Origin of the sequence: Rhizobium gallicum bv. gallicum R602sp, from assembly GCF_000816845.1 — a bacterium.
Lineage (GTDB): Bacteria > Pseudomonadota > Alphaproteobacteria > Rhizobiales > Rhizobiaceae > Rhizobium > Rhizobium gallicum.
Genome location: NZ_CP006877.1, coordinates 494,567 through 519,421, shown reverse-complemented (window position 1 = coordinate 519,421; position 24,855 = coordinate 494,567). Strand labels below are relative to the sequence as shown.

Below are 24,855 nucleotides of genomic sequence, written 5' to 3'. Positions count from 1 at the left end.
CTCCTTGAATATTGCGTAGGAAAGCGAAATGACAGCTCACATCAACATTGCCGCATCCACCAAGATATTAGTCCTTTCCGACGATGCTGCGGCCGCAAGCCTCATGCTCGATGTGTTCGGTGCGCTGTCGCGTTACGATGTGCGCCATGTGGCACTGAAGGCGCTTGGCGAAAAAGGACGGTTCGATTCGACGCAGTTCGACCTGATTGTTCTCGACGTTGACGACGGCGAATTACTTCACCGTCCGGAACTGTTCGCGTTCCGCACCAGCCATCGGGACGTTCCGCTCGTTGTCGTTTCCCAAGATCTACCGGACGATATGCTGCGGCTGCTCTTTCGCCTGAACGGCAAAGATTGGTTGAAGAAGCCCCTCGAGCGCCGAGCGTTGATCGACATGATCTCGACCCACGCTCCCGGCATCGGGGCAAGCGACAGCCGGGTCCATGCCGTGGTTTCGGCCGTGGGCGGTGCGGGCGCCAGCGTGATCGCTTCGTCGCTGGCGCATGTGCTTGCCCAGCCGACCAAGAATTACGGGCCGCGGGTCAATCTGTTCGACATGGATTTTTCATCGGGGGCGCTCGGCTACTATCTTAACCTTGTCAACGACTACGACCTGAAACCGGTCATCGCCAACCCTTCCCGGGTTGATCTGGAATTCATCGATCTGGTCCGCAAGCGTCATTCGGGCGGCTTTTCGCTGCTGTCCTTCAAGCAGCCGTCCGTCCTTCTGACACCGAGGGGCTCCGAACTGGTGCTGCGGATGCTGGACGTAGCCGCCTTCGAGAGCGATCACACCGTCATCGACATTCCCTACTACGATACGCCGTGGAAGTACGATGTGCTCAGTTCCGTCAACAGTGTCTGCATCGTGACCGAAATGACGATTCCCGCGCTTTCGCAAGCCAAGGACCTGTTCGCCAATCTGGTTCGGCTGCGCGGCAATTCGGATCAAATATTCATCGTCATCAACAAATACCGCACCAAGCTTTTCGGCCTCGGGGTGCGCCGGCAGCAAACGGACAAGATATTCAGGGAGATCCCCACTCACGTGATCGCGGATGATTGGGATACCTTAAATGAGGCGGTCAACCGCGGGGTGCTGCCGGTGGAAGTGAATTCCCGAGCGCGCTTCTGCAGGGCGGTCGGAAAACTCGGAGCACTGGTGCGATGAAGACGATCGACCGTCGGCGCATAAGGGCCTGCGCCGCCATTCTTGGTCTTGCGGTTTTCGCGATAGCTGTCGCGGATGCCGCTGCAGGGGGGCTTGTGCCGCGAAGCCTCGGACCGAGGACGGGAGCCATGGTGACCATCGAGCAAAGCTACGCAGCAGGGACGATCGTCATCGTCAGCGGGAACCAGACGCTCGACCTCGTCGTCTCCGGAAATCGGGCGATCCGCTATAAAATCGGTGTCGGTCGCGACGGATTTCGCTGGAGCGGCGTCGTGAAGGTCGGGCGCAAATCAGAGTGGCCCGACTGGCGGCCACCGGCCGAGATGAAGGCGCGCTCGCCGCAACTTCCAGACCTTGTACCTCCAGGGCCGTTTAATCCCTTGGGCGCCCGCGGAATCTATCTCTACAAGGGTAACACCGACACGCTTTACCGAATTCATGGGACGAACGAGCAGTTGACGGTCGGCGGTTTCGCCTCGTCGGGCTGCTTCCGCATGAGCAACGCCGATGTCATCGATCTCTATGAGCGCGTGAAGATCGGTTCCACGGTCATTGTAAAATAGTCGGGGGTGAAAGGCATGACTAACGGAATCATCGGGCGTTTCTACAAGCAGCGGGAACCGGAAAACCGGGAGCATCCGGAGGCGATCGAACTGTCTCTAGCCGGCGCGGTTCCGCAGGTCCCGGCCCGGCAACCGCCGTCCGGCGAAGCGACGGTGCCTGTCGAAGAAGCTTCGCTCGGGCCGGACATGGTGTCGGAGCGGGTCAATCTGCATCGCTACCTTCTCGATCGTATCAACCTGGGCATTCTCGACACTCTCGACAACGAGGAGATTGCAACTGAGATCAGGCCGCTGGTCAAAGACTATATCCGGCGTAACAACTTTCCGCTCAATGCCAAGGAAATCAATGATCTGGTCCGCGATATCACCGACGAGATGCTCGGGCTGGGACCGATCGAGCCGCTACTGAGCGACGACACGATTGCCGACATTCTCATCAACGGCCACGACAGCGTCTATGTGGAGCGGGGCGGCAGGCTCGAAAGCACCGCCGTGCGTTTCAAGGACGAGGACCATCTGCTGCGGGTGATCAACAAGATCGTTTCGGCGGTCGGCCGCCGTGTCGACGAATCGACTCCGATGGTCGATGCACGCCTCAAGGATGGCTCGCGTGTTAACGTCGCCATTAGGCCGATCTCGGTCGACGGACCGCTCGTTTCTATCAGAAAATTCACCCGAAAGCCGCTGACGATGGAGCGCCTCGTGGAATATGGCGCCATGGCCAATGCGATGCGCATCCTTCTTAGCGCCGCAGTCAGGGGCAAGGTGTCCATGGTCATTTCGGGCGGCACGGGTTCTGGCAAAACCACCTTGCTCAACGCGCTCTCGTCGCAAATTTCTCCGAAGGAGCGTCTGATCACCATCGAGGACGCGGCCGAACTCCAGTTGCAGCAACCACATGTCGGCCGGCTGGAAACTCGGCCGCCGACGCTCGACGGGCGCAACGAAATTCGTCAGCGCGAACTTTTGAAAAACGCGCTGCGTATGCGTCCGGACCGTATCATCGTCGGCGAAGTACGCGGCGACGAGGCCTTCGACATGCTGCAGGCGATGAATACCGGGCACGAAGGGTCGATGACGACCATTCACGCCAACACGCCCCGCGACGCCGTCGGCCGGCTTGAACAGATGGTCGGCATGGCAGGGATGCCGATGTCGCAGCTGAGCATTCGCTCGCAGATCTCGTCCGCCATCACGATTATCGTGCAGGTTCAGCGCTTGAGCGACGGCAGCCGCAAGATCGTCTCGATTTCCGAGATCACCGGCATGGAGGGTGAAGTCGTGCAGATGCAGGAGATCATGAGATTCAAGAAGACCGGCACCGATGACGACGGGCGGATCCGCGGGGAATTCCGCGCCACGGGCATCCGGCCGCGCTTCATCGAGGAATTTGCCGAACTCGGAATCGAGATCCCTGCGATGATCTTCGAGCCTGGCAGACCGCTGCAGACGGGGCCCGTTGAACCATGAACCTGATCCTGCTTTACGCGGCCGTATTCATCGCGGCCCTCGTTGCCGTCGAAGCGATCGTGCGCGGCTATTTCAGGACGTCCGAGCGTCACCGCGCTGTAAACCATCGGCTGAGCCTGCTCAATGTCAGCGACGATCATCGTAAGACCTATCGCGACATGTTGAAGGAGCGCGGTGCCGACAGTAGCTGGCGGCAAATCCCGTTGGTGCAGCGAATGCGGCAGTTCTACGTCCAGTCCGGCATCAAGTTCGATGCCAGACGATTTGGCCTCTTCGCGATCGCCGGCGCACCTTTAATATGGCTGGTCGTTCAGTTTCTGGTGCCGAGCAATCTGGTCAGGGTACCAATCTTTCTCCTGATCTGCCTTCTCATCCCTGTGCTCGTCGTCTGGCGCACCCGGGCAAGACGCATGCGAAAATTCGCACTGAAGCTTCCCGAAGCGCTCGATGTCGCCAACCGCAGCCTGGCTGCCGGCCACCCGCTGCCTGCGGCGATTGCTCTGGTGGCGCGCGAAATGCCTGATCCGATCGGTAGCGAGTTCGGCCTCCTCTCGGACGAACTCACCTATGGTGTGACGCTCGACGACGCCCTCATCAACCTGGCCGACCGGGTGGGCGTCGAGGATCTAAACCTGCTCGCAATATCGCTGAGTGTACAGGCTGGAACCGGCGGGAATCTGGTCGAAATCCTGCAGAACCTGTCGAAGACACTGCGCGACCGGACGATGCTGAAGGCAAAGGTCAAGGCAATCTCTTCGGAAGGGCGCATCACGGCAATCTTCATGTCGATCTACCCGTTTCTGCTCTACGGGATGATCAAGGCGCTGTCGCCGACCTACTTCGATCCCCTCTGGGAAAGCGGCCACGGAACCATCGTGGTGTGCGTGCTGCTGGCCCTCATGGCAGTCGGGAATGTCATTCTCTACAAGCTGGTCAACTTCGAGTACTGAGGCCGTCATGTCGAGTGAATATGGAATTTACTTCATCGTCTTCTTTTCAGTGCTGATATTTGCAGCAGCGGCATCGGAACTGGTTTTTCGGCGGCGCGAGGTCGGGGCGCGGCTGTCGGAGGCCACAACGGCAGCAGGTGGGGAATTCCAACTTGGCGATACGACGATTGCCGATCTTGGCGAGGCGGAAAACCGCCTGATTCGTCGCTATTTCGAGATTACCAGGCGTGATACGAATCAGAACTCCACCCAGAACCGGCTGATCCGCGCGGGATTTTTCGATGCCAGCTCAGTGACCATCTTCCAGGTGATTCGCGCGCTGATCTGTATCGGCGTCTTTGTCGCGGCGGTCTGGGCGTTCAATCGCTTCGTGCCCGAGATGTCGCGGATCGCTACCCTGGTTATCGCCATGTTTGCCGCCGGCGTAACCTTTATTCTAGTCAACATCTATATCGACCGGCGCGGCGGCGCCAAGGAGCGGGAGTATCGCCGGCTCTTTCCCGACTTCATGGACATGCTGATCGTCTGCCTCGATGCGGGGATGAGCATTGAGGCGGCGGCCAACCGCGTTGCCCGGGAATTCGTCGACAAGCAGCAGGACTTCGGCCTGCATCTCTCGATCATGATGCTGGAAGTGCGCGGCGGGCGCCGCTTGCGCGATGCATTGGCCAATCTTGCGACACGATTGCGGATAGATGAGGCGCGGGCGCTTTCGGTACTGTTCCGCCAATCGGAGGAACTCGGAACGAGCGTTACGCAGACGCTGCGGGTCTACAGCAAGGAAATGCGCGATCTTCGCGTCGTACGGGCCGAGGAAAAGGCCAACGCCCTGCCGATCAAAATGCTGCTGCCGCTCGGAGCCTTCCTGTTTCCGGTGAGCCTGATCATCGTACTCGTGCCCATTGTCATCCGTGTCGTCAGTATTCTCGTCGGCTTGAAACCCGGCGGCTGAACCAAGCGAGGTCCGTATGCAGTATTCGCCCGAACAGAATCGTCAAGATGTCGTAGTACCCCTCGATCCACGGATGCCGATGGCTCCGGCAAGCCTAGAGGAGACTGGCCTGGAACCGTCGTTCCTGCTCAGGCTGGCGGCAAAATGTGCGGCCGAGCAGGATACAATCACGGCATCTCACCTGGCCGATCGCATGAAATTGCCGAAAGTGCTGGCCAATATCCTGATCAAGGAACTTGTGAAGCTCGCATTCCTGGAGGCTCGTGGCCTGGCCGGTGAGGATGTGAGATCCGATATTCGCTATACGCTTTCCACCAATGGCTTCGAATATGCCCGCGCGGCGTCGCGTCAATCCCAGTATGTCGGGCCGGCGCCGGTATCGTTGGACGCTTTTTGCCGCCAAGTGGGTTTGCAATCCATCCATGACGAGCGCGTGACCCCAGAGCGGCTGATCGAGAGCCTTGAAGGGCTGGTGCTTTCAGATTCGCTGGTCGAAAAACTCGGTCCGGCGATGAACTCGGGTCTCTCCATCCTGCTTTACGGACCGCCCGGAAACGGAAAGACGAGCATTGCTGAGCGCACGTCGCAACTGTTTCGCCAAACGATCTTTGTGCCCCATGCCATCGAGGTTGGCGGCCATGTCATCAGCTTCTTTGACGAAGCTGTGCATCAACCCGTAGCCGGGGCCGACGCAAAACCCTATCCGAAGGCCGATCAGCGATGGATCGAATGCCGTCGTCCTGTGGTCAAGACCGGCGGGGAATTAACCCTCGACCTGCTCGATCTCACCTTCAACGAAGGACCAAATGTCTACGAAGCGCCGGTGCATCTGAAGGCAACCGGTGGCGTCTTCATCATCGACGACTTCGGGCGCCAGCAGGTGGCGCCGCAAGCGCTTATCAATCGCTGGATCGTGCCGCTTGAGCGCGGATACGACTTTTTGACGCTGCACACCGGCAAGAAGTTCAAGGTGCCATTCGACGAGCTGGTCGTCTTTTCGACGAATATCGCCCCGAAGGACCTTTCCGACGAGGCTGGCCTGAGGCGCCTGAAGTACAAGATCTTCGTGAACAACCCGTCGCGCGACGAATATATCCAGATTTTCAAGTCGTATGCCGGCGGCGCGGCGATAGATCTCAGTGGTATCGATCTGAACGTTTTTTATGATCGCAAGTACCACGGCGCCATGCTGGCATCCTGCTATCATCCGAAGTATCTTCTCGACTTCGTCGGGTCTTACTGCGAATTCAATGGGATGCCTAAGGTCGCCTCTCTCGATATGCTGGAACGGGCCTGGGAAGGGGTGTTTGCTCTGGAATGAGTTGCCAGCGTTATTGAGGAATACCTGAAACAATGACCTGATGACGAGCGGGGAGAAAAGCGAATGACCAGCATCCCGAATCTCGACGCCGAAGTGGACGAGGCAAGGCAGCGCGTTGTGCGAACGACCGGAGAGCAGAGGCACCCGAGAAACGGGCCGCTCATCGCCATGGTCGTGATGCTTTTGCCGATCAACGCAGGCATTCTGATCTATACTGCCAAGAACGCAGGGGATCTGCGCGAGAGCCGCGAGACGATTGTCGCGCTCAAGAGGTCGATCGATGGACTGAAGGCACAGGTAGACAAGCAGGGGCGCATTTTTGCAGGAAATGCAAAGGCTGATGACGTGGCAGTCATCCGCCAGCAGACTGAAAGCTTGCAAAAGACGATTTCCATCATGAATGAACGGATGCGCTCCGGTTCGTTTGCTTCGCGCGCTAGCGGAGCTTTGGTACTGAGTGCGCCTGGCAAGGAACCGACCCAGTTTTTCGCGCCATCAACCGCTGCCCCGCCGGCTGGAAATCAGAGCCCGGATGGAAGTTTAACGTCCATCGATGCTCAGGGTGTTTCGGTCGACAACCTGCCTCGCTACGAGCGAACGGTCTCACCGGAAGGGAAGCTCATACTCCGGAAGGTGCAGTAAGCGGCGACCCAACCGAAATCAACGATGCAGACCCCGGCGATGCAGATCGTGGTTGTACTTGCCGGTTTGGCAACGATGCCAGTCTGTCGACGGAGTGTCGACTGGGAGCCCGGATTGGCGAAAGCCTATCACCGTTGTGCGAATTTCGTGCTGTTCTTCAACAATTCGAGGTTCCGGGCAGTCACCTCGTTTGCGGGATCGAGTTCGTAGGCTTTCAGAAAGTACCGCCTGGCATTGGGAAGGTCGCCACGCAAGAGGTGCGAGTACCCGATGTTGTTGTAGTAGACCGGCGTCTTGCCGATCATCCTTGCGAGTTCCCGGTAAGCGCGGTCGGAAGTATCGAAGCGGCCGACCATGTCCGCAGAGGCGGCAAAGCCGAGCCAGGCGGCAGGATCTTCGGGAAAGACGTTAACCGCGCGCTTGTAAATGGCGTATGATTTTCCGTAGTTCTTTTCCTGGAACTGCAGCTTGCCAGTGGTGATCAGTTCGTCGTTCTTGTAAAAGGCGACGGCCGAATCATCCTCGATGGTCTTTGCGCTATCGCCGTAGGCAGCCAGGCTATCTAGGCCGGACGACTGGCATCCGACCAGGACCGCTCCGCTCGCAAGCAGGAATGCAATGCAGCTGATCTGAGCTCTAACCTGCAACATCTGCAATTTGATCCCCCGATTTTTCAGGCATCCTAGCCAAGCATTCGGATGTGTCCACGAGAAATCTTCTTGAAAAAAAGCTAATAACTCAATAATTTAGGGAACCAGTCGCAAAATAGCGACAATTGCGCAGCCGGTTGTGAGGCAAAATGAGCCAGTTTTTGGATGCGCAGGATTCAAAAGACGCGCTTCGCGGATTGTGTTTCGTAGAGTAAAAATTAATCGAACGTCACCTATATTGTTCCTGTCGGTCATCACGTGACCGTAAGCCAAAGGACGAATTGTCATATGCGGACCGCTCTACTCACGCTGGTGCGACTGGGGCCATCCTTGGCTTATGCGACAGCGTCGGTCTTCCTCATCAGCATGCTGCTCTTGGAATATTCTCCCTCGAGCGCCTCCGCCTGGTGGCTTTATATGACGATCCTTCCAATCATGCGTGAGCCCATCTACCTGCTTTTTGCGGTACCTGGAGTGGGAATCTGGATCGCTTTCGCACTGCTGATACTTGCGTCCCTCTTCGGTATTCAACTTGCCTTGCAGCCTCAGCGATACCTGCGGTCAGGTTTCATTCATGCGCATGTCGCGCTGATCGCGACCGGCCTGACCATGGGGCGGGCGGCCGTGGCGCACGCCGGCATTTCCAGCTTCTCATTGCCGCAATTGCTGCGGGGCGACTGGTCTTTCCTGCCGCTATCTTATTCACCGCTCGGAACCTTGCTATTTGTCCTCGTGCTGTCGGCTTGTATCTGCTGCCACTTGAGGATCCTCGGGCGCACATATCGGTCGCGTGAAGGACAGGCGGATTGAGCGCAATTTGATGCCTCATGCCCGCGCCGTTTGCCCATTCAGCGTCTGCATTTCTTCGCGGTAAGGCTCTGTTTCTCGCTGTTTTGCGTGCGCCTGATGGAATTCGCGAGGGGGCGGCTTGGCAGCGTTTGTCCGCTCTTGGTGTTGCTGCTCTATGCGCAGTGACCAGTTGCGTGCTTTCGCTCGCCTTGAGCTTGCCCCTCAGGGGCCTGCCGTCGTCACCGCGCGATGGCCAAGGCGGCGGCATTCCTTGAAGGTCTTGCCTGAACCGCAGGGGCAGGGATCGCTGCTGCGGCGCTGCAGGCGGCCGATCAGGGGAAGTGTTGCGGCCGACGGCAGCAGGGCCGCCGCCAGGGCGACAAGCTTGGCCGAAATGCCGGGGACTACAAGGCGGCGGCCGGATTTGAAGCCCCGCCAGGCCCGTTCGGCCACATAGTCCGAATCGAGCTTCGGTAATATCTTGAAAAGCTGTGCTCGGCCGGCTCCGGATTTTTCGAGGAACTCGGTCGACACCGGTCCCGGCGCAACGCATGTGACGGTCACGCCCGTGCGGCGCAATTCCTGATGAAGCGCTTCCGAAAAGAAGCGCACGAAGGCTTTGCTCGCATAATACAGGGCCATATTCGGCCCCGGCGTGAACCCGGCTATGGAACCGAGATTGAGCACGCCGCCACGCCCGCGCGCTGCCATTCCCGGCAGGAAGCGGAGAGTCAGGTCGCTGAGGGCTCGTATGTTGAGATCGATAATGCCAAGCTGGTCCTCGACCGGAAGGAGCGTTGCCGAACCGCGCAGCCCGTATCCGGCGCTGTTGACCAGCACATCGCAGAACAAACCGTTTGCAGACAGGAAGTCCTGCAAACGCGCCGAGGCATCGGCCACAAGGAGATCCAATTCCAGCGTGAATGCCTCGCCGCCCGCCGCCCGCACCTCCGCCGCGGCAGCAGCCAGACCTTCAGGCGAGCGCGCAACAAGCACAACGACGGCCCCATGCTCCCGGGCGGCGACCTTGGCTATTGCCCTGCCGATTCCGCGCGACGCACCGACCACCACGGCGGACGGACGAAACTCACTCTGCATGATCATATTGCCGTCCCTGAAGCCCCCGTATCGAGAGCGGCAGCACCCTGTGGGGCGATGCACTTTACTTCGCTGGCGACCTCGCCGTTCAATATCTTCTCGAACCGCTCCAGCGCCCGTGCGACATTGGCGCCGTCCATGACCCTGTGATCGTAGTGGATCCGGACCGTGACCGATCCATCTGCCGAGATCGGGCCGTAATTGAAGAGCGTGGTCAAAGGCGAAAGGGGGTTGAGTGACTCTGCCCCGAGACCGGAATAGACCGATAGCTGGAAAGTGCCGAACCGGCGGGCACGCTGCCGCCCGATATTCAGCCCGAGCCACATCAACAGCCACCTCAAGGGCGCCGGCGCACGGGCAAACTTCAATGCACGCCGGAACTCCTTGATTTTTAGGACCGGGCGCGAGCGCGCCGCCTGAATCAAGGCCTCGAGTTCGGCGATCGGCCGCCGCTCGGGGGCCTTGATCAAGCTCAGCAAGACGACCCGCTCGCCGTCATATTCGCGCTCGTGGGCAATCGAGGCTACGCTTTGCGGATATTCATAGAGCTGAGCTCTCGGGAACTTGATGTAAGCGCGCCTAAGCTCCGGTATCTCCTTCGAGAGAAGCGCGTATCCCTTCAAGAAGAGTATGGTCCAGGAGGGCCTGCTTGACTGCGCCATTCTGGCCTTCTGAAGCGGGCCGAGGTTCATCTGCCGCTGCACAGTGACCCGCGGCACTCCGATCGAGAACCGCATCAGATCCCCGACAAGGCGCCGTGCCGCCGAAAGCTTGATGGTCCGGCCTCGCATCATGCCTCCTTAATAAAGATAGGGAATAATTCGCTTGGTCCTGTCCATATAGGCGCGATATTGCGCGCCGAAAATTTCCAGCATCATACGCTCTTCCTTGTCCACCCGGAGAAAAAAGAGGATTGCGAAGCCGATCAGACCAGCAAGCCCCACGATCCAGTTCGACAGCAGAAAGGCCTGGCCGAGGCCCATCAGCAGGAAAGACGTGTACATGGGATGGCGAACGAAAGCGTAGGGGCCGCTGCAAATCAGCTGATGCTGGTCGCGAATCTCCAACGTGATGGACCAGTTGCGGCCGAGTTCCTTGTGGGTTCTGCGAAAGACCCACATGGCGGCGGCAAAGAGCACCACCCCGAGGGCAACCGCCCAGGCGCGGGCCGGATAATCGGCTGCTTGCGGCATGCCGGTGGCGACATAGAACCCCGGCACGATCGCAAGTCCGAGCAGCGCCGACGCAAGCCCGATCGTCTCGGTACGAGAACGGCGGTGACTGACGACACGCACGCGCTTGGCGCGGCGCTCGAAGGGATAGCGGATGATATACCAGGCAACGACGCCGAGCACCCACAGGATCTTGCCGACAACAGCTATGCTCAATTTAAGTCTCCAGAGCCCTTCTGCGTCCTGCAACCGACTGGATGGAGAAGCGGTATAGCAGCTGCGCGCCTCGCATTTAGGTATTCATTTCTCGAAGCTGCGTCACGAATTGTTGCGGGCGGAGCCAGATGCTGGGCGCCTTATAGCCCATCGAGCGAGCGATTTCTGCTACGAAAGCGTTACAGTTATAAACCGAAGCCTGCCAAAACTTTGTTTTTGCCTTAAGCTTGCGTATGAAGGCAACGGTTTCGTTGTATTCCGATGGAGTGAGCAGGACGCGCCAGCTTGCCGACCTGTAGGCCTCCTCCAGGTCGCCGTCACTGGCCCCGGTTTCGGCCGGCACGGGCACGAAGTGGCCGAGAACATAGGGGGCTGTTTCATTGGTCGCAGGAGCAAGCCCCGCGACCTCCGGATTGACCATCCCGCCAGCTTTGTTCAACCGCCCGAAAATCACGTAGGTGTGGCCGTAGCTCAGCGCGTAGCGCGAGCGGAATTCGATAAAGTACTGGCCATCTCTTTTTTGGGATGATTCGCCAACAGACTCCCCTCGCGCATCCGAAACGAATCGCGGTTGCGGTGGCTTGTCTTCTGTCTGGCATGATGTGAGCGCGAGAGCGAATAGAATTACAAGTGATAGACGGCCCTTTGCAAGCGTCATCGCTACACTTCATCTCCCGGTATCGAGTGAGCATCGACACATGCCCCGCTTGACGCCAATCTTTGCGCTGCAAGCTGTAAGGCAGGTCCAGCCCGGACTGCACGATGTGGGGAAGGGCCACGAATGCCCCCTCCCATTCAGCAACAGTTAGTTGCTACTTATATACCGGTGCCGGTGCCGTTTCCGCTACGGGCGGCGGGGCCTTCCCCTTGCCCTTACCGATCGACCCGCAAGCGCTCAGGCTTGCAACGGAAAACAACGCAACTAGGCACATGATCAGAATTCTGCTCATCAGTAGTCCTCTCCTTAGCACGGAATAGGTTATCGAAGGCAACGCTTCTACTAATAGCCGCAAAATACGCCTAAGCCAAGTGCAGAAAGGACACACCTTGCCTCTGCGCGGCCCCGGGCGCCTCATAATGCCTAACAGACCGTGGCGTTATCGATGCAAAATGTAAGCATCATATGACCAATACTGGCGTTCCCACCGGAGCCCTGCTGTAGAGGTCGACGATGTCCTCATTGGTCAAGCGGATGCATCCATTGGAAACCGCCTGCCCTATCAACCACGGCTCGTTCGTTCCATGCAGCCGAAACAGGGTGTCCTGTCCGCCCCTGTAGAGATAAAGGGCAGCGGCACCCAGTGGATTGTGGGGTCCGCCCGAAACACCGCCCGCATACTGCGCCAGGTGCGGCTTGCGCCGTATCATGCTGGCTGTGGGCATCCACGAGGGCCATTCCGCCTTCCGCCCGATGGTCGCCCTTCCCTTGAGCGTCAGGCCCTCTTCGCCGACTGCAACGCCATAGCGCAGGGCCTCGCCGCCGCCTTCCACCAGATAAAGGTAACGCTCGTAGGTGTTGACCACGATCGTCCCAGGCGGCTCGCTTCCGTCATACGGCACGCGCCGCCGCCGGTAGCGAGAGCTGATTCGCGGCGTCGACGAAAACATCGACCCCACCTGCCATCCCGTCGTTGAAGCGCAACCAGATACCATCAACGCCAGACTGCCCAGCAGGAGCCCCCGGCGCGCAACGTGTTTTTTTTCCATCTCTACCTGCTAAGCAATCGATCGACCCTATTCTTCCTCTTAACATCCCGGCGCCAACCGGCCAAGCCTCGCGTAAAAGGTGAAAGGTGCAAACGCTGTCGTTCGCCTTGAACCTGCGCTGCCGTCCTTCAAGGCCGAGGCGCTGCCGGGAGGGCGCATGGTTGGTGAAGGGCTCGCAGAACGAGCGGGCGCGTTGCTTGCGGTTATGAAAGGTCTTGCATCAATGGCATGCCTCTGCTCGATTAGTAGCAGGGATAATGAGGAGGGACTTGATGACGAAGCCTGACTTCACGGGGAAAGTCGCGCTCGTAACCGGCGGAGGGTCCGGTATAGGTGCAGCCATTTGCCGGCAGCTCGCTGACGAGGGAGCAGAGGTTGTCATTGCCGATCTCGATGCTGAGGCCGCACGCAACCTTGCCGCGGAGATCCGTTCAAAAGGTGGGCGGGCGCGGGACTTTGCGGTCGATGTCACGGATGCCGGGGCTGTGGAAAAGCTGATCGCCTACGCTGTCGAGACATGCGGCGGTCTGCATCTGGCGGTTAACAATGCAGGCATAGACGGCCCCCGAAAGGCGACAGCAGACTACCCGCTCGACAATTGGCACAACCTGATGAACGTCAACCTGAACGGCGTCTTCTACTGCATGAAGCATGAAATTGCCGCCATGCTGCAACGCGGCGGAGGGGCCATCGTCAACATGTCTTCCGCCCTCGGTTCGGTTGGATTGCCATTTACAGCAGCCTATACAGCCGCCAAGCACGGGGTTGTCGGCCTGACCAAGGTTGCCGCAATCGAATATGCGAGACTGGGCATCCGCATCAATGCCGTCGGCCCCGGCTGGATCGAAACGCCGCTTTTGACCGAGCATCTGGCGATAGCGGGAAGCCGGCGCATGGAAGCGCTTCAGCCGATGGGCAGGCGAGGCAGGCCGGAGGAGGTCGCAGCCCTCGTGTGCTTCCTCCTGTCCGAACAAGCAAGCTTCATCACTGGAAGCTACCATCTCGTGGACGGTGCCTATACCGCCCATTAGATCCACGCGCCGACTGCGCCTGCCTAAGCTGGAGGCGGCTCGGCAGGATTCTGCGGCAGCGACTGAAGAAGGGTCTGGCGTGCAGAACGCAGGTGCAGGCGGCACGAGAAGTCGATTGCCGCCTGATCGCGCGATTCCAGTGCCGCGATATAGTCGAGATGTTCGTGAATGGCGCGTCCGTTGCGCTGGCGGGCGAACGCCTTGTTCCATTGGTAGTGATAGTGGAAGATGATCGCGATCGCATCGTAGAAGTCCGCGATAAACCGGTTTTTCGCGGCGCCGTGGATCAGGAGATGGAAGCGCTCGTCAAGAGCTGAGAATTCCTTGTAGCGCGCATCGAAATCGTTGAGCATCGCATGATGCTCGGCCTTGATTTCGGCCAGCGCCGCCCAGGCTTCGCTTTCGGGCGGCAGCTTGCCGAATTCGGTGGCCGAATGGAGCTCGAACATTTCGCGGACGTCCGCGAGTTCCAGTGCAAATTCGCGGGTGAAGCCTTTCAGGATCCAGTGGCTGTTCGGCCGCTTTTCGATGAGGCCGAAGCGCGAGAAGCGGATGAGAAATTCGCGCACGCTGGTCGTGCCGGTGCCGATCTCACGAGCCAGTTCCAGCTCGTTGATCTGCATGCCGGGCGCGGCATCGTCCGACAGAATGCGCTGCATGAAGCTGCGCTCGATGATGTCGTGCAGCGAATCCGTCTCTTCGGACGGAAAGAGGTCGTTTTCGGTGGGAACGCGCAGCACGATCTTCTGGCGCTTGTTCCACCGGATGATGCCTTCGTCGTTCAGGCGGGTCAAAATCGCGCGGGCCGTGCTGCGGCTGATGCCGAGCTGCGCGGCGATTTCGGGTTCGGAAGGCAAGGCGGCATCCGGGCGCAGAGCAGCAGCATACCTGTTATAGGCTTCCTTGAAGACCGTATTCTGCCTTGCCATGTTACCCCGCTCTTTCCTCGTGCCTTTAAACTTTGCAACCTGCGAAGTTTAAAGCGCGCAGGAGCTAATCGACTGCGACCTTTATCCTATTTCCTGGCCATCTGCGGCCGTTTGCCTCCCTTGACCAAAGGAACAATATTCCCGTTGACTTGAAAATGTTTATTGTAGATAAAAAACAAAATCAATGCGCATTTTGCCGATGCAGCGGGCGCATTCCTCAGGGAGAAGACAATTGGACAAACTGCCTTGGCTCATCCTTTCTGCTGGAGATAACGTCGCCGTCGCAACAGCAGCGATCGAAGCCGGAGCGACCGTCGCAGGTATAAGGACCCGGCAAAAAATCGAACCTGGCCACAAGGTTGCGATCGCCGACATCCCGATCGGCACACCGGTGGTGAAATATGGCCAGGCGATCGGCCGCACGACTGCCGAGGTGAAGGCCGGCGATCATATCCACAGCCATAACCTGCATTTCGAGAACGACCGTCTGGCGGCAACTGCGAATTCCGCGCCGGAAGCGGCGACCGCGGAAGACCGCGCGCGTACCTTCATGGGTTACCGCCGTGCGGATGGCCGGGCGGCGACCCGCAACTATATCGGCATCATCGCCAGCGTGAACTGTTCCACCACCGTCTGCCGCGCGATTGCAGACGAGGCCAATCGCACTATCCTGCCGTATTACGAGGGCATCGACGGCTTCGTGCCGATCGTGCATGACCAGGGCTGTGGCATGAGCTCGACGGGTGACGGCATTTCGGTCCTTCACCGCACGCTTGCGGGCTACACGCGCCATGTCAATTTCGGTGGCGTGCTGATGATCGGACTTGGCTGCGAAGTAAACCAGCTGACGCTCTACGGCCAAAGCGGTGCCGGCAATGCCAAGCGGCACTTCAACATTCAGGATGCCGGCGGCTCGCGGCGGGCCGTCGAACGCGCCATGGGGATGCTCCGGGAGATCGCCGCCGATGTCGGTAGGGAGCGGCGCACGTCGATCCCCATCAGCGAGATCATCATCGGCCTGCAATGCGGTGGGTCGGACGGCTTTTCGGGTATTACTGCCAATCCGGCGCTCGGCGTCGCAGCCGATCTTCTGGCCGCAGCCGGCGGTACGGCAATCCTTTCCGAAACCTCGGAAATCTACGGCGCTGAGCATCTGCTGCGCAGCCGCGCGATCAACGAGGACGTGGCCAGCAAGCTCGACGACAAGATCGCCTGGTGGGAGAAATATGTCGGGCTGCATGGTGCCTCGCTCGACAACAACCCCTCACCCGGCAACAAGCGCGGCGGATTGACGACCATTCTTGAAAAATCGCTCGGTGCCGTCGCCAAGGGTGGCCGGTCTCCGCTAACGGCGGTCTACAGCTATGCCGAACGCGTGACTGCACCGGGACTCGTTTTTATGGATACGCCCGGATACGACCCGGTTTCCGCAACGGGGCAGGTTGCAGGCGGCGCAAACATGATCGCCTTCACAACCGGCCGCGGCAGCTGTTTCGGCTGTCGTCCCGCGCCCTCGATCAAGCTCTCCAGCAATTCGGCGCTCTATGCTTCGATGGAAGAGGACATGGATATCGATTGCGGCACGATCGCCACCGGCGATGCGACGATCAGCGGCAAGGGGCGCGAAATTTTCGACCTGATCATCGATACGGCTTCCGGCAAGAAGACGAAAAGCGAGGAGTTCGGCTACGGCGACAACGAATTTGTACCGTGGCATCTGGGGGCAACGCTCTAACAGAGATCGGCTCTTCACGGGGAGGGAAGATGAAGACGAGGAAAATCGGCAAGACGGAACTCAAGGTCACCGAAATCAGTTTCGGTGCCGCGGCCCTGGGTGGCCTTTACCGTGCCTGCCCGCGCGAACAGGCAATGGAAACGCTGGAAGCTGCTTGGGCGAGCGGCATCCGCTATTTCGACGTAGCCCCCTGGTACGGCCTCGGCCTTGCCGAGCGCCACGTGGGCGATTTCCTGAGGGCAAAGCCCGAGAGCGAATACGTGCTCTCGACCAAGGTTGGCCGGCTTTTGCGGCCCGTGCCGACAGGTACGGTGCCGGACTACAGCTATGTCGACCCGCTCTCCTTCGATGCCGATTACGACTATTCCTATGACGGCATCATGCGATCGGTCGATTTCAGCTATGCGCGGCTGGGGCTCAATCGCGTCGATATTCTCTATGTCCACGACATCGGCACCTACACGCACGGTGCCGAAAAGAATGCCGTCCACCTGAAAAAATTTCTCAACTCCGGCATCAAGGCGCTGGAAGAGCTGAAGTCATCGGGCGCGATCAAGGCTTTCGGCCTGGGCGTCAACGAGGTTCCAGTCTGTCTCGATGTCATGCGCAACGCCGACATCGACGCCATCCTCATGGCCGGGCGCTATACCTTGCTCGATCGCTCCGCCGTGGCGGAGCTCCTGCCGCTCTGCCGCAAGAAAGGCACATCTCTGGTAGTCGGCGGCGTCTTCAACTCCGGCATCCTTGCGACCGGTCCAGTGCCGGGCTCGCATTTCGACTACATGCCCGCGACACCGCACGTGCTTGCCAAGGTGGGCGCGATGGAAGACATCGCCAAACGCCACGGCGTTGTGCTCGCGGCCCCGGCGCTGCAATTCCCGCTCCGCGAGCCAGCCGTTTCTTCCGTGCTGATCGGTACGGCAAAGGCATCCAGCCTCAAGCGCAACATGGAGCTCTTCGAGCCCGCGCTACCCGACACGATCTTCCCTGAATTCGACCACCTAACACTCGTCGCGCCGCCGCTCGGCGAACACGCGGTGCGCGTTTAAGGACCAGACGATGCTCAAAGGAATTCATCCCGTCCTCAGCCCGGATCTTCTGCGCGCCATAGCGTGCATGGGGCACGGCGACGACATTGTCATCGCGGACGCCAACTTTCCCTCGAGCACCATGGGACCGGATGTCATTCGTGCCGATGGCGTAACGGCGACCGAGATGGCCGAAGCGATCCTGACACATATGCCGCTGGACACGTTCGTTCCGGAAACGGCATGGCGCATGGAGGTCGTCGGCAATCCCGGCGCCATGCCGGAGGTTTGCGCCGAATTCCAGGAGATTGTGAGCAGGCGGGCGGGCGATTTCCGGATCGCGCAGCTTGAACGCTTCGCATTCTACGAGCACGCCAGGAAGGCGGCTTATATCGTCGCGACGACCGAATTCCGGCTGTACGGAAACCTTATTCTGAAGAAAGGCGTCGTGCATCCGCATGAAATCTATCGCGGCTGATATTTGTTTTAGAATGCAGTTTAATTTATTTAAAAACAGGAGCTTGAGAGTATAGTCGAAACAGCCGCAGCCGGCCTTTAGCCACTTGCAATTTGGAAAGGTCTCGGCTAGTTTCCTTCGGCAAATGTTTTTTATAGATAAAAATCGTCCGCCTGCGTTCAGCGGTCTGGTTTCTTGGAGGAGAACGCACCTTGAGAGGAGAACCCACATGCGCATGAAATCCATTCTGTCTCGCCGAGCCTTCACGGCCCTCGCGGGCGCCGCCGTCATCGCAACTGCAATGCCGGTCCCATCCTTCGCAGCCGACGTGACGATCCCGATCATCGTCAAGGATACGACGTCCTTCTACTGGCAGATCGTGCTCGCCGGCGCCCGCAAGGCCGGCAAGGATCTCGGCGTCAACGTCCCGGAACTTGGCGCGCAGGCCGAATCCGACATCAATGGCCAGATCAGCATTCTTGAAAACGCCGTCGCCGGCAAACCCGCTGCCGTCGTCATTTCGCCGACCGAATTCAAGGCACTCGGAAAGCCGATCGACGAAGCGGCCAAATCGGTTCCGATCATCGGTATCGACTCTGGTGCCGATTCCAAGGCCTTCAAGTCGTTCCTGACGACGGACAACGTTCAGGGCGGCCGTATTGCAGCTGACGGTCTGGCCGCAGCCATCAAGGAAATGACGGGCAAGGAAGAGGGTGAAGTTGTGATCCTCACCAATCTTCCGGGCGTCGGCTCACTCGAGCAGCGCCGCGAAGGCTTCCTGGATCAGGTGAAGACCAAGTATCCCGGCCTGAAGGTCATTGCCGACAAATACGGTGACGGCCAGGCAACGACCGGCCTCAACATGATGACCGACCTGATCACCGCCAACCCGAATCTCGTCGGGGTTTTTGCCTCCAACCTGATCCTGGGGCAGGGTGTTGGCCAAGCGATCGCTGAAAACAAGCTCGGCGACAAGATCAAGGTCATCGCCTTCGACAGCGACGAAAAGACCGTCGGCTTCCTGAAGGAAGGTTCGCTGGCGGGTCTCGTCGTGCAGGATCCCTATCGCATGGGTTATGACGGCATAAAGACCGCGCTTGCGGTTTCGAAGGGCGAGAAGGTCGAAGAAAACGTCGACACCGGCGCAAACCTCGTCACCAAGGCGAATATGAGCGACCCGAAGATCGAAGCGCTGATCAATCCGAAGATCCAGTAAACACGAGCCAAGGCTGCGCGCGAGAAATTCCGCGCAGCCTTTTCTTCACCTGTGTTATCGTTTGCCCGAGGGGCGCGGATCGCTGGTGGAGGAGACAGCAATTCGTGAGGAGGAGACGTCCATGAGCCTGGAAGAGGTCAGTCATCGCCACGACGACAGCGCGACACTGAAAGAGGCAAACCGCATTCCTGCGGGCTCACCGATCCTCGAGCTCAGGGCATTGCAGAAGAATTATGGCTATGTCCAAGCGCTAAAGCCTGCGACGATGACCTTTCTGGCCGGCGAAATTCACGCGATAGTCGGCGAAAACGGTGCGGGCAAATCAACCCTCATTAAGCTGTTGACCGGTGTGATCAGTCGAACCGCCGGGGAAGTTTTCTGGTGCGGCCATCCCGTTGCACTTGCGACGCCGAACGAGGCGATCGCGCGCGGCATCAACGCCGTCCACCAGGAGGTGGTGCTCTGCCCCCACCTGACGGTTGCGGCCAATCTCTTTCTCGGCGACGAAGTCAACCAGTACGGCCTCATGCGAAAGAAGCAGATGGTCAAGATGGCACAGGCCGTCCTCGACGATCTCGGCTTCGGCCTGCCGGCAAATGTCCTGCTGAGTGAGCTCACCATCGGCCAGCAGCAGCTCGTTGCAACGGCACGCGCAGCTATGCGCGGTACGCAGTTTCTCATCTTCGACGAGCCGACCGCTTATCTTACCCGACAGGAATCTGCACAACTCTTCAAGCTCATCCGTCGCCTGCAGGGCGAAGGCGTAACGATCGTCTACATCAGCCACCGCATGGAAGAAGTTTTCGAACTTGCCGACCGCGTCTCGGTGCTGCGCGACGGCATCCATGTCGGCACGCGCGCGATCGGCGAGACGAACGAGGCGGAGTTGATCGCATTGATGATCAACCGCTCGATCGAACAGATCTATCACAAGGAAGAAATTCCGATCGGCGAAACGATCCTTGATGTGCGCGGGCTTTCGGGGCCCGGTTTCGAGAACGTATCGCTGACCGTGAAGGCCGGCCAGATCGTCGGGCTTTACGGCCTGATCGGGGCAGGACGCAGCGAATTCGCACTCGGCCTCTACGGCCGTGAAAAGACGACTGCCGGCGAAGTCCGCTGGATGGGCAAGCAGGTCGCTATCAAGAACGAACGCACGGCGATGGAGCTCGGGATCGCGCTTGCGCCCGAGAGCCGCCGCGATCAGGGGCTCTGCCTCAACCTGTCTATCAGTCTCAACATCAACTTGCCGGTCTTCAAGAGGCTGAGCAAAGGCCCGGTCATCAGCCACAGCGAGGAATCGGAGAATTCCGACCGGCAGATTCGTAATCTTTCAATCAAGACCCCGAGCCGCCGTGTGCTTGCGTCCAGCATGTCCGGCGGCAACCAGCAAAAGGTCGTCATCGGCAAATGGCTCAGCCACGGCGCACGCCTGTTCATCTTCGACGAGCCAACGGTGGGTGTCGATGTCGGCACAAAGGCGGAAATCTACCGGCTGTTTGCCAAGCTTCTGAAGGAAGGCGCAGGCATCATCCTGATCTCGTCCTACCTGCCGGAAGTCTACGAGCTTGCTGACCGGCTGCACGTTTTCCGCCGCGGCCAGTTGGTCGCAAGCCACGACTACCACGCGGCGACGCATGAAGAAGTGCTCGGCGAAGCGATCGGCGTCTGAGTTAAAAGAATAAGAGGGAGAGAACCAATGACTGTAACCCCCACGGAAATCGTCGCCCCGCCGCCGCGCCGAAAAGTGAACATCCTGTTCAGCCTGACCCTGATCGGATTGCTTCTCTTCCTCTGGATCCTTCTCGGCATCGTCACCGTCAGCTTCTGGACGCCGCTCAATATTTCGAACCTGCTGCGGCAGGGCGCGATGACGGCAATCCTGGCGCTCGGCCAGACCTTCGTTATCATTACGGCCGGCATCGACCTATCCGTCGGCGCCATCGTCGGCTTTGCCGGTGTCATCCTCGCGTGGCTTCTGCAGGCTGGGGTTCCGGTATGGGCCTCCATTCTCATCACCCTGCTGATCGGGGTCGGGATCGGAGCCTTTCACGGTTTCGGCATCGTCAAGATGGGTCTGCCACCGTTCATCATCACATTGGCCACGCTGACCTCGTTGCGCGGTATCGGGCTGCTCATCACCAATGGATCGACGATCAATATCGTCAATGAGCCCTTCACGAACTTCGCCCGCGCCAACTTTCTCGGCGTGCCGAGCCTCTTCTGGATGGTCATACTCGTCGCGGTTCCGTCCTTCGTCTTCCTGCATCTGAGCCGGTGGGGACGCTATCTCTTCGCGGTCGGATCCAACCGCGAAGCTGCCCGCCTTTCCGGTGTGCGCGTCGACGGCATGATCTATCTCGCCTATATTCTCTCAGCGACCTTCGCCGCCTTTGTCGGCGTGCTGCTTGCCTCGCGCATCGCGATCGGCAACGCGACCCAGGCCGACGGTTGGGAACTGCAGGCGATCGCCTCTTCCGTTATCGGCGGGACCAGCCTTTTCGGTGCGATCGGCTCGGTCCATGGTCCGCTGATCGGCGCCTTCATCCTGGCCACGATCAACAACGGCGCGAACCTCTTGAACGTCAACTCATTCTGGCAGCGTATCATCACCGGTCTGCTGATCATCGTGATCGTCTATTTCGATCAGTTGCGCCGCCGCCGGAGCCAGTGAGATCGAAGAAACATCGTGAAGCCGGTCCCGCGACCGGCTTCTTCATGTTCTGAATGCGAGACACATCATGAAAGCAGTGCTTTGCCAGACGCCCGGCGTGCTCGAAATGGTCGATCACCCCTCCCCCGGAACCCCTGCCCCCGGCTGGGTCCGGCTTGCCGTCAGCCACGTCGGCATTTGCGGCACGGATTATCACATCTTCGAAGGCAAACACCCCTTCCTCGAATATCCGCGCGTCATGGGCCACGAAATCTCTGCAACCGTGCTCGAGGCGGGTGACGGTGTTACGATGACTGCCGGAACGCCAGTGATCGTCAATCCGTACCTTTCTTGCGGCAATTGCGTTGCCTGCCGGCAAGACAAACCGAACTGCTGCACGAATATCAAGGTGCTCGGCGTCCACACCGATGGAGCGTTCTGCGAAGAGATCACCGTTCCGGCCGGCAATCTCTATGCCGCGAAAGGCTTGAGCCTCGAGGCGGCAGCAACCGTCGAGTTCCTGGCGATCGGCGCACACGCCGTCCGGCGTTCGATGGCGCCCGCCGCCTCGCGATCGCTGGTCATCGGTGCAGGTCCGATCGGGCTTGGGGCTGCAATCTTCTCACGGATTGCCGGGCATGACGTGACACTGCTCGACACCAGTACCGAACGGTTGCAGATGGCTTCGGAGCGATTCGGCTTCGTCTCCGGCATTGTCGCCAATGACGAAACGGCCGAAGCCTTGAAGGCGAAGACGGCCGGCGACGGCTTCGATGTCGTCTTCGACGCAACGGGTTACGGTCCTTCGATGGAGAAGGCTTTCAGTTTCGTGGCGCATGGCGGCGCACTGGTGCTGGTTAGCGTTGTGAAGGACGACATCCGCTTTTCCGACCCGGAATTCCACAAGCGCGAAATGACGGTCATCGGCAGCCGCAATGCGACGCGCGCCGACTTCGTGCATGTCGCGGATTCGATCGCCAAAGGTCTCGTGCCGGTCGACAAGCTGATCACGCACCGCACGACACTTGCCGACGCGCCGCGCGACCTCCCCCTCTGGACGCATCAAAAGACCGGCCTCATCAAGGCCGTCATCAAGGTGGCCGCCTAAGCCGCGTCTATCGCCTGACGCATCTGGCGGACGACCGCGACATCGGTCTGATTGGTGGCCGGTGCCGCAAAACCGAAAGAGACGGCGCTCGGATCGATGTTCGCCGGCGAACTGCACGAGCCATGGACCTCCCGGGCGCCTGTCACGCGCAGAATTTGCGCGACATTGCCGCAGCGCACGCCGCTGCCGGGCATGATCGAAATCCGGCCGTCGGCTTTTGCGGAGATACGCTTCAGCGTTTCGAGACCATCCATCGCTTTCGGCGCGCAGCCGGAGCTGAGGATGCGCTCGCAGCCAAGCCCGATGGCCTGCTCTAGCGCAACATCGGCATCTGGCGCGAGGTCGAAGGCGCGATGCAACGTAGAGCCCAGACCGGCAGCATGCTTTTTCAAGCGGTGGATGAGCGGCATGTCCAGTGTTCCGTCGGATCGGTTGGCGCCGATGACAACGCCGGCGAGGCCAAAAGCGCGGACGGCATCGATATCCGCCATCATTGCATCCTCGTCCGCTGCATCGAAGATGAAGGGCCCGGAATGCGGACGGATCATCGCGTAGACCGGGATCGGCGCCGAGGCTGCGGCTTTCATGAGACCTGCGACCGGCGTCAGGCCGCCCAGTTCGAGCGCCGAGCAAAGTTCGATACGGTCCGCGCCGCCTTCGATTGCGGCAGCAAGGCCTTTCGGGCTGTCCACGCACACTTCCAGCAAAGCCGGCATCTTTCTAATCTCCTTCATTCGCCGACAGCCTCTTTAGGCGACAGCAGCCGGTCTTCGCGACAGGCTCCGAGATGATCTTGTCCACGACTGCAGCAATCATGGCGCAGGCGTCCGCCGATGCTTTCCGATGATTGAAGGCGACATGATAGGAAATCGGGATGTGTTCGGCGAGTTCGACAATACGGACGCGATCGGCGATCGGCAACGCGCTGACGCGTCCGAGGAAAGAGATATAGCCGTGGTTCGCGACGAGATCGACGATCACCGGCAGTGAATCGGCCGCCATGATATCCTGGTTGCGAAAGCGGCGGCTTACGGTCCGCTCGCGGCTCAGTGCGGTCGCGGCATCGCCCAGGCCAGTTCGCTCGCTCGGCGTACAGATGGGATGCTCGGCCACCAGATCGGCGACAGTCTGCCCCGTACTTGCCGGCGGCGCGATCGCCACCAGATCGGTGCGGAGGAGTTCGCGATGTCCGAAGCTTTCCAGCTCGAACACCGAATCCAGGATCGCCACGTCGATGCGGCCAGATCTGAGGGCTTCCCGCAGATCATCGGCGGTCATGGAGATCAGCGAAATCGCGTTCTTGCTGTGCCCCGCATTCCAATCGGCCACCAGAGCGCCCAGGCAGCGCGCAACCCAACTTTCCGCACCCGTCGGAATGATCGATCCGATACGCAGCGAACGCGCCACACGCCGATAGCGTTCGTCGGCCGTTGATTTGAGATCGTTCCAGGCCTGGCTCACCACCGAAAAGATTCCGTAGACCCGCCTTCCCTTCTCGGTCAGCGTCGAGCCCTGCGCCTGACGTTCGAGAAGCTGATGACCGACGAACTTCTCAAGATTGGCGATCTGCAATGAAAGTTGCGGCTGGCCAAGCTGAAGACGCCGGGCGGCACGATTGATGCTGCCCTGATCCGCGACCTCCAGAAAGCGCTCGATCGTCACGAGCTTGATCGGAATGCGCGATGCCCAGCGTTCGAAGGCTTCGGCGCGTTCACCGGCGATTTCATAAAGCTGCTCGACCGCGTGCATGATGGGCCGCAGCGCGTCACGCACCTTGCCGCTCGCGATCAGTTTGACAAGTTCACCGGAACTGCGCTTGGTCAACTTGATCGCAAGCTCACTCTCAAGGTTGCTGACCGACGCCGATACCGTGGAGGCCGCGAGCGAGAAGCGCCGTGCGGTTTCTCGAACCGAACCCGAGGAGAGAACGTGGCTGGCGACAAAAAGGGCACCGAGATGCAAGGCATTCTCCGGAAGTGACTGAAAAACCGGACGAT

The 24,855-nt window shown here is 59.5% G+C and carries 26 protein-coding genes; 16 read left to right on the top strand and 10 right to left on the bottom strand.

The window, feature by feature from the left end; genetic code table 11:
- Positions 1-28: 28 nt before the first annotated feature.
- The 7 genes from RGR602_RS02640 (at position 29) to RGR602_RS02610 (ending at position 7,069) form a co-directional block, all read left to right on the top strand.
- Positions 29-1,171: a response regulator/pilus assembly protein gene (locus RGR602_RS02640; protein WP_039843824.1), complete on the top strand. Its 1,143-nt coding sequence runs from the start codon at positions 29-31 to the stop codon at positions 1,169-1,171.
- Positions 1,168-1,734, top strand: a complete 567-nt coding sequence (locus RGR602_RS02635; RefSeq protein WP_039843823.1) for a L,D-transpeptidase — start codon at positions 1,168-1,170, stop codon at positions 1,732-1,734. Before RGR602_RS02640 ends, RGR602_RS02635 begins: the two co-directional genes overlap by 4 nt.
- 15 nt (positions 1,735-1,749) lie before the next feature.
- Positions 1,750-3,204: a CpaF family protein gene (locus tag RGR602_RS02630; protein ID WP_039843822.1), complete on the top strand. Its 1,455-nt coding sequence runs from the start codon at positions 1,750-1,752 to the stop codon at positions 3,202-3,204.
- On the top strand, positions 3,201-4,154 hold the full coding sequence (locus RGR602_RS02625) for a type II secretion system F family protein (RefSeq protein ID WP_039843821.1): 954 nt from the start codon (positions 3,201-3,203) through the stop codon (positions 4,152-4,154). The genes RGR602_RS02630 and RGR602_RS02625 overlap by 4 nt, the downstream gene beginning before the upstream one ends.
- A gap of 7 nt (positions 4,155-4,161) precedes the next feature.
- Positions 4,162-5,106 carry a type II secretion system F family protein gene (locus RGR602_RS02620; protein ID WP_039843820.1) on the top strand — a complete coding sequence of 315 codons (945 nt, stop codon included), beginning with the start codon at positions 4,162-4,164 and terminating at the stop codon, positions 5,104-5,106.
- Between the two features lie 16 nt (positions 5,107-5,122).
- Positions 5,123-6,427 (top strand): ATP-binding protein, encoded by a 1,305-nt coding sequence (locus RGR602_RS02615; protein ID WP_039843819.1) that lies wholly within the window; start codon positions 5,123-5,125, stop codon positions 6,425-6,427.
- 63 nt (positions 6,428-6,490) lie between these two features.
- On the top strand, positions 6,491-7,069 hold the full coding sequence (locus RGR602_RS02610; RefSeq protein ID WP_039843818.1) for a hypothetical protein: 579 nt from the start codon (positions 6,491-6,493) through the stop codon (positions 7,067-7,069).
- 128 nt (positions 7,070-7,197) lie between these two features.
- Here RGR602_RS02610 and RGR602_RS02605 read toward each other — a convergent pair whose 3' ends face one another.
- Positions 7,198-7,719 carry a tetratricopeptide repeat protein gene (locus tag RGR602_RS02605; RefSeq protein ID WP_039843817.1) on the bottom strand — a complete coding sequence of 174 codons (522 nt, stop codon included), beginning with the start codon at positions 7,717-7,719 and terminating at the stop codon, positions 7,198-7,200.
- A 288-nt stretch (positions 7,720-8,007) separates the two neighbouring features.
- On the opposite strand from RGR602_RS02605, the gene RGR602_RS02600 reads away from it, so the two are divergent.
- Positions 8,008-8,529 carry a hypothetical protein gene (locus RGR602_RS02600; protein ID WP_039843816.1) on the top strand — a complete coding sequence of 174 codons (522 nt, stop codon included), beginning with the start codon at positions 8,008-8,010 and terminating at the stop codon, positions 8,527-8,529.
- 201 nt (positions 8,530-8,730) lie between these two features.
- Here the strand turns inward: RGR602_RS02600 and RGR602_RS02595 are convergent, their stop codons facing one another.
- From RGR602_RS02595 to RGR602_RS02575, 6 genes are all read right to left on the bottom strand, one after another.
- Entirely contained in the window at positions 8,731-9,612 is an 882-nt protein-coding gene (locus tag RGR602_RS02595) for an SDR family NAD(P)-dependent oxidoreductase (protein WP_039843815.1), read from the bottom strand.
- Positions 9,609-10,397: a hypothetical protein gene (locus RGR602_RS02590; protein WP_039846600.1), complete on the bottom strand. Its 789-nt coding sequence runs from the start codon at positions 10,395-10,397 to the stop codon at positions 9,609-9,611. The genes RGR602_RS02595 and RGR602_RS02590 overlap by 4 nt, the downstream gene beginning before the upstream one ends.
- Positions 10,398-10,406: 9 nt before the next feature.
- Entirely contained in the window at positions 10,407-10,994 is a 588-nt protein-coding gene (locus RGR602_RS02585; protein WP_039843814.1) for a protein-S-isoprenylcysteine O-methyltransferase, read from the bottom strand.
- A gap of 76 nt (positions 10,995-11,070) precedes the next feature.
- Positions 11,071-11,652 (bottom strand): hypothetical protein, encoded by a 582-nt coding sequence (locus RGR602_RS02580; RefSeq protein WP_039843813.1) that lies wholly within the window; start codon positions 11,650-11,652, stop codon positions 11,071-11,073.
- A 154-nt stretch (positions 11,653-11,806) separates the two neighbouring features.
- Positions 11,807-11,944 carry an ABC transporter gene (locus RGR602_RS38020; protein WP_074060058.1) on the bottom strand — a complete coding sequence of 46 codons (138 nt, stop codon included), beginning with the start codon at positions 11,942-11,944 and terminating at the stop codon, positions 11,807-11,809.
- Between the two features lie 169 nt (positions 11,945-12,113).
- A complete protein-coding gene (locus RGR602_RS02575; protein WP_039843812.1) occupies positions 12,114-12,701 on the bottom strand; it encodes a L,D-transpeptidase in 588 nt (195 codons plus the stop codon).
- Between the two features lie 272 nt (positions 12,702-12,973).
- Here RGR602_RS02575 and RGR602_RS02570 point away from each other — a divergent pair, with 272 nt between their 5' ends.
- Entirely contained in the window at positions 12,974-13,732 is a 759-nt protein-coding gene (locus RGR602_RS02570) for an SDR family NAD(P)-dependent oxidoreductase (protein ID WP_039843811.1), read from the top strand.
- 23 nt (positions 13,733-13,755) lie between these two features.
- Here RGR602_RS02570 and RGR602_RS02565 read toward each other — a convergent pair whose 3' ends face one another.
- Positions 13,756-14,661: a GntR family transcriptional regulator gene (locus tag RGR602_RS02565; RefSeq protein ID WP_039843810.1), complete on the bottom strand. Its 906-nt coding sequence runs from the start codon at positions 14,659-14,661 to the stop codon at positions 13,756-13,758.
- A 232-nt stretch (positions 14,662-14,893) separates the two neighbouring features.
- On the opposite strand from RGR602_RS02565, the gene RGR602_RS02560 reads away from it, so the two are divergent.
- From RGR602_RS02560 to RGR602_RS02530, 7 genes are all read left to right on the top strand, one after another.
- A complete protein-coding gene (locus RGR602_RS02560) occupies positions 14,894-16,396 on the top strand; it encodes a UxaA family hydrolase (protein WP_039843809.1) in 1,503 nt (500 codons plus the stop codon).
- A 29-nt stretch (positions 16,397-16,425) separates the two neighbouring features.
- Positions 16,426-17,445, top strand: a complete 1,020-nt coding sequence (locus tag RGR602_RS02555; RefSeq protein WP_039843808.1) for an aldo/keto reductase — start codon at positions 16,426-16,428, stop codon at positions 17,443-17,445.
- Between the two features lie 10 nt (positions 17,446-17,455).
- Positions 17,456-17,902, top strand: a complete 447-nt coding sequence (locus tag RGR602_RS02550) for an RbsD/FucU family protein (RefSeq protein ID WP_039843807.1) — start codon at positions 17,456-17,458, stop codon at positions 17,900-17,902.
- A 208-nt stretch (positions 17,903-18,110) separates the two neighbouring features.
- Entirely contained in the window at positions 18,111-19,097 is a 987-nt protein-coding gene (locus tag RGR602_RS02545) for an ABC transporter substrate-binding protein (RefSeq protein ID WP_039843806.1), read from the top strand.
- 121 nt (positions 19,098-19,218) lie between these two features.
- Positions 19,219-20,769: a sugar ABC transporter ATP-binding protein gene (locus RGR602_RS02540; RefSeq protein ID WP_039843805.1), complete on the top strand. Its 1,551-nt coding sequence runs from the start codon at positions 19,219-19,221 to the stop codon at positions 20,767-20,769.
- A 27-nt stretch (positions 20,770-20,796) separates the two neighbouring features.
- Complete coding sequence (locus RGR602_RS02535; protein ID WP_039843804.1) at positions 20,797-21,771, top strand: ABC transporter permease; 975 nt, start codon at positions 20,797-20,799, stop codon at positions 21,769-21,771.
- Positions 21,772-21,838: 67 nt separating this feature from the next.
- On the top strand, positions 21,839-22,858 hold the full coding sequence (locus tag RGR602_RS02530) for a zinc-binding alcohol dehydrogenase family protein (protein WP_039843803.1): 1,020 nt from the start codon (positions 21,839-21,841) through the stop codon (positions 22,856-22,858).
- Here the strand turns inward: RGR602_RS02530 and RGR602_RS02525 are convergent.
- Positions 22,855-23,574 carry a copper homeostasis protein CutC gene (locus RGR602_RS02525; RefSeq protein ID WP_039843802.1) on the bottom strand — a complete coding sequence of 240 codons (720 nt, stop codon included), beginning with the start codon at positions 23,572-23,574 and terminating at the stop codon, positions 22,855-22,857. The genes RGR602_RS02530 and RGR602_RS02525 overlap by 4 nt on opposite strands.
- A 4-nt stretch (positions 23,575-23,578) precedes the next feature.
- Positions 23,579-24,820, bottom strand: a complete 1,242-nt coding sequence (locus RGR602_RS02520) for a LysR family transcriptional regulator (protein ID WP_039843801.1) — start codon at positions 24,818-24,820, stop codon at positions 23,579-23,581.
- Positions 24,821-24,855 lie beyond the last annotated feature (35 nt).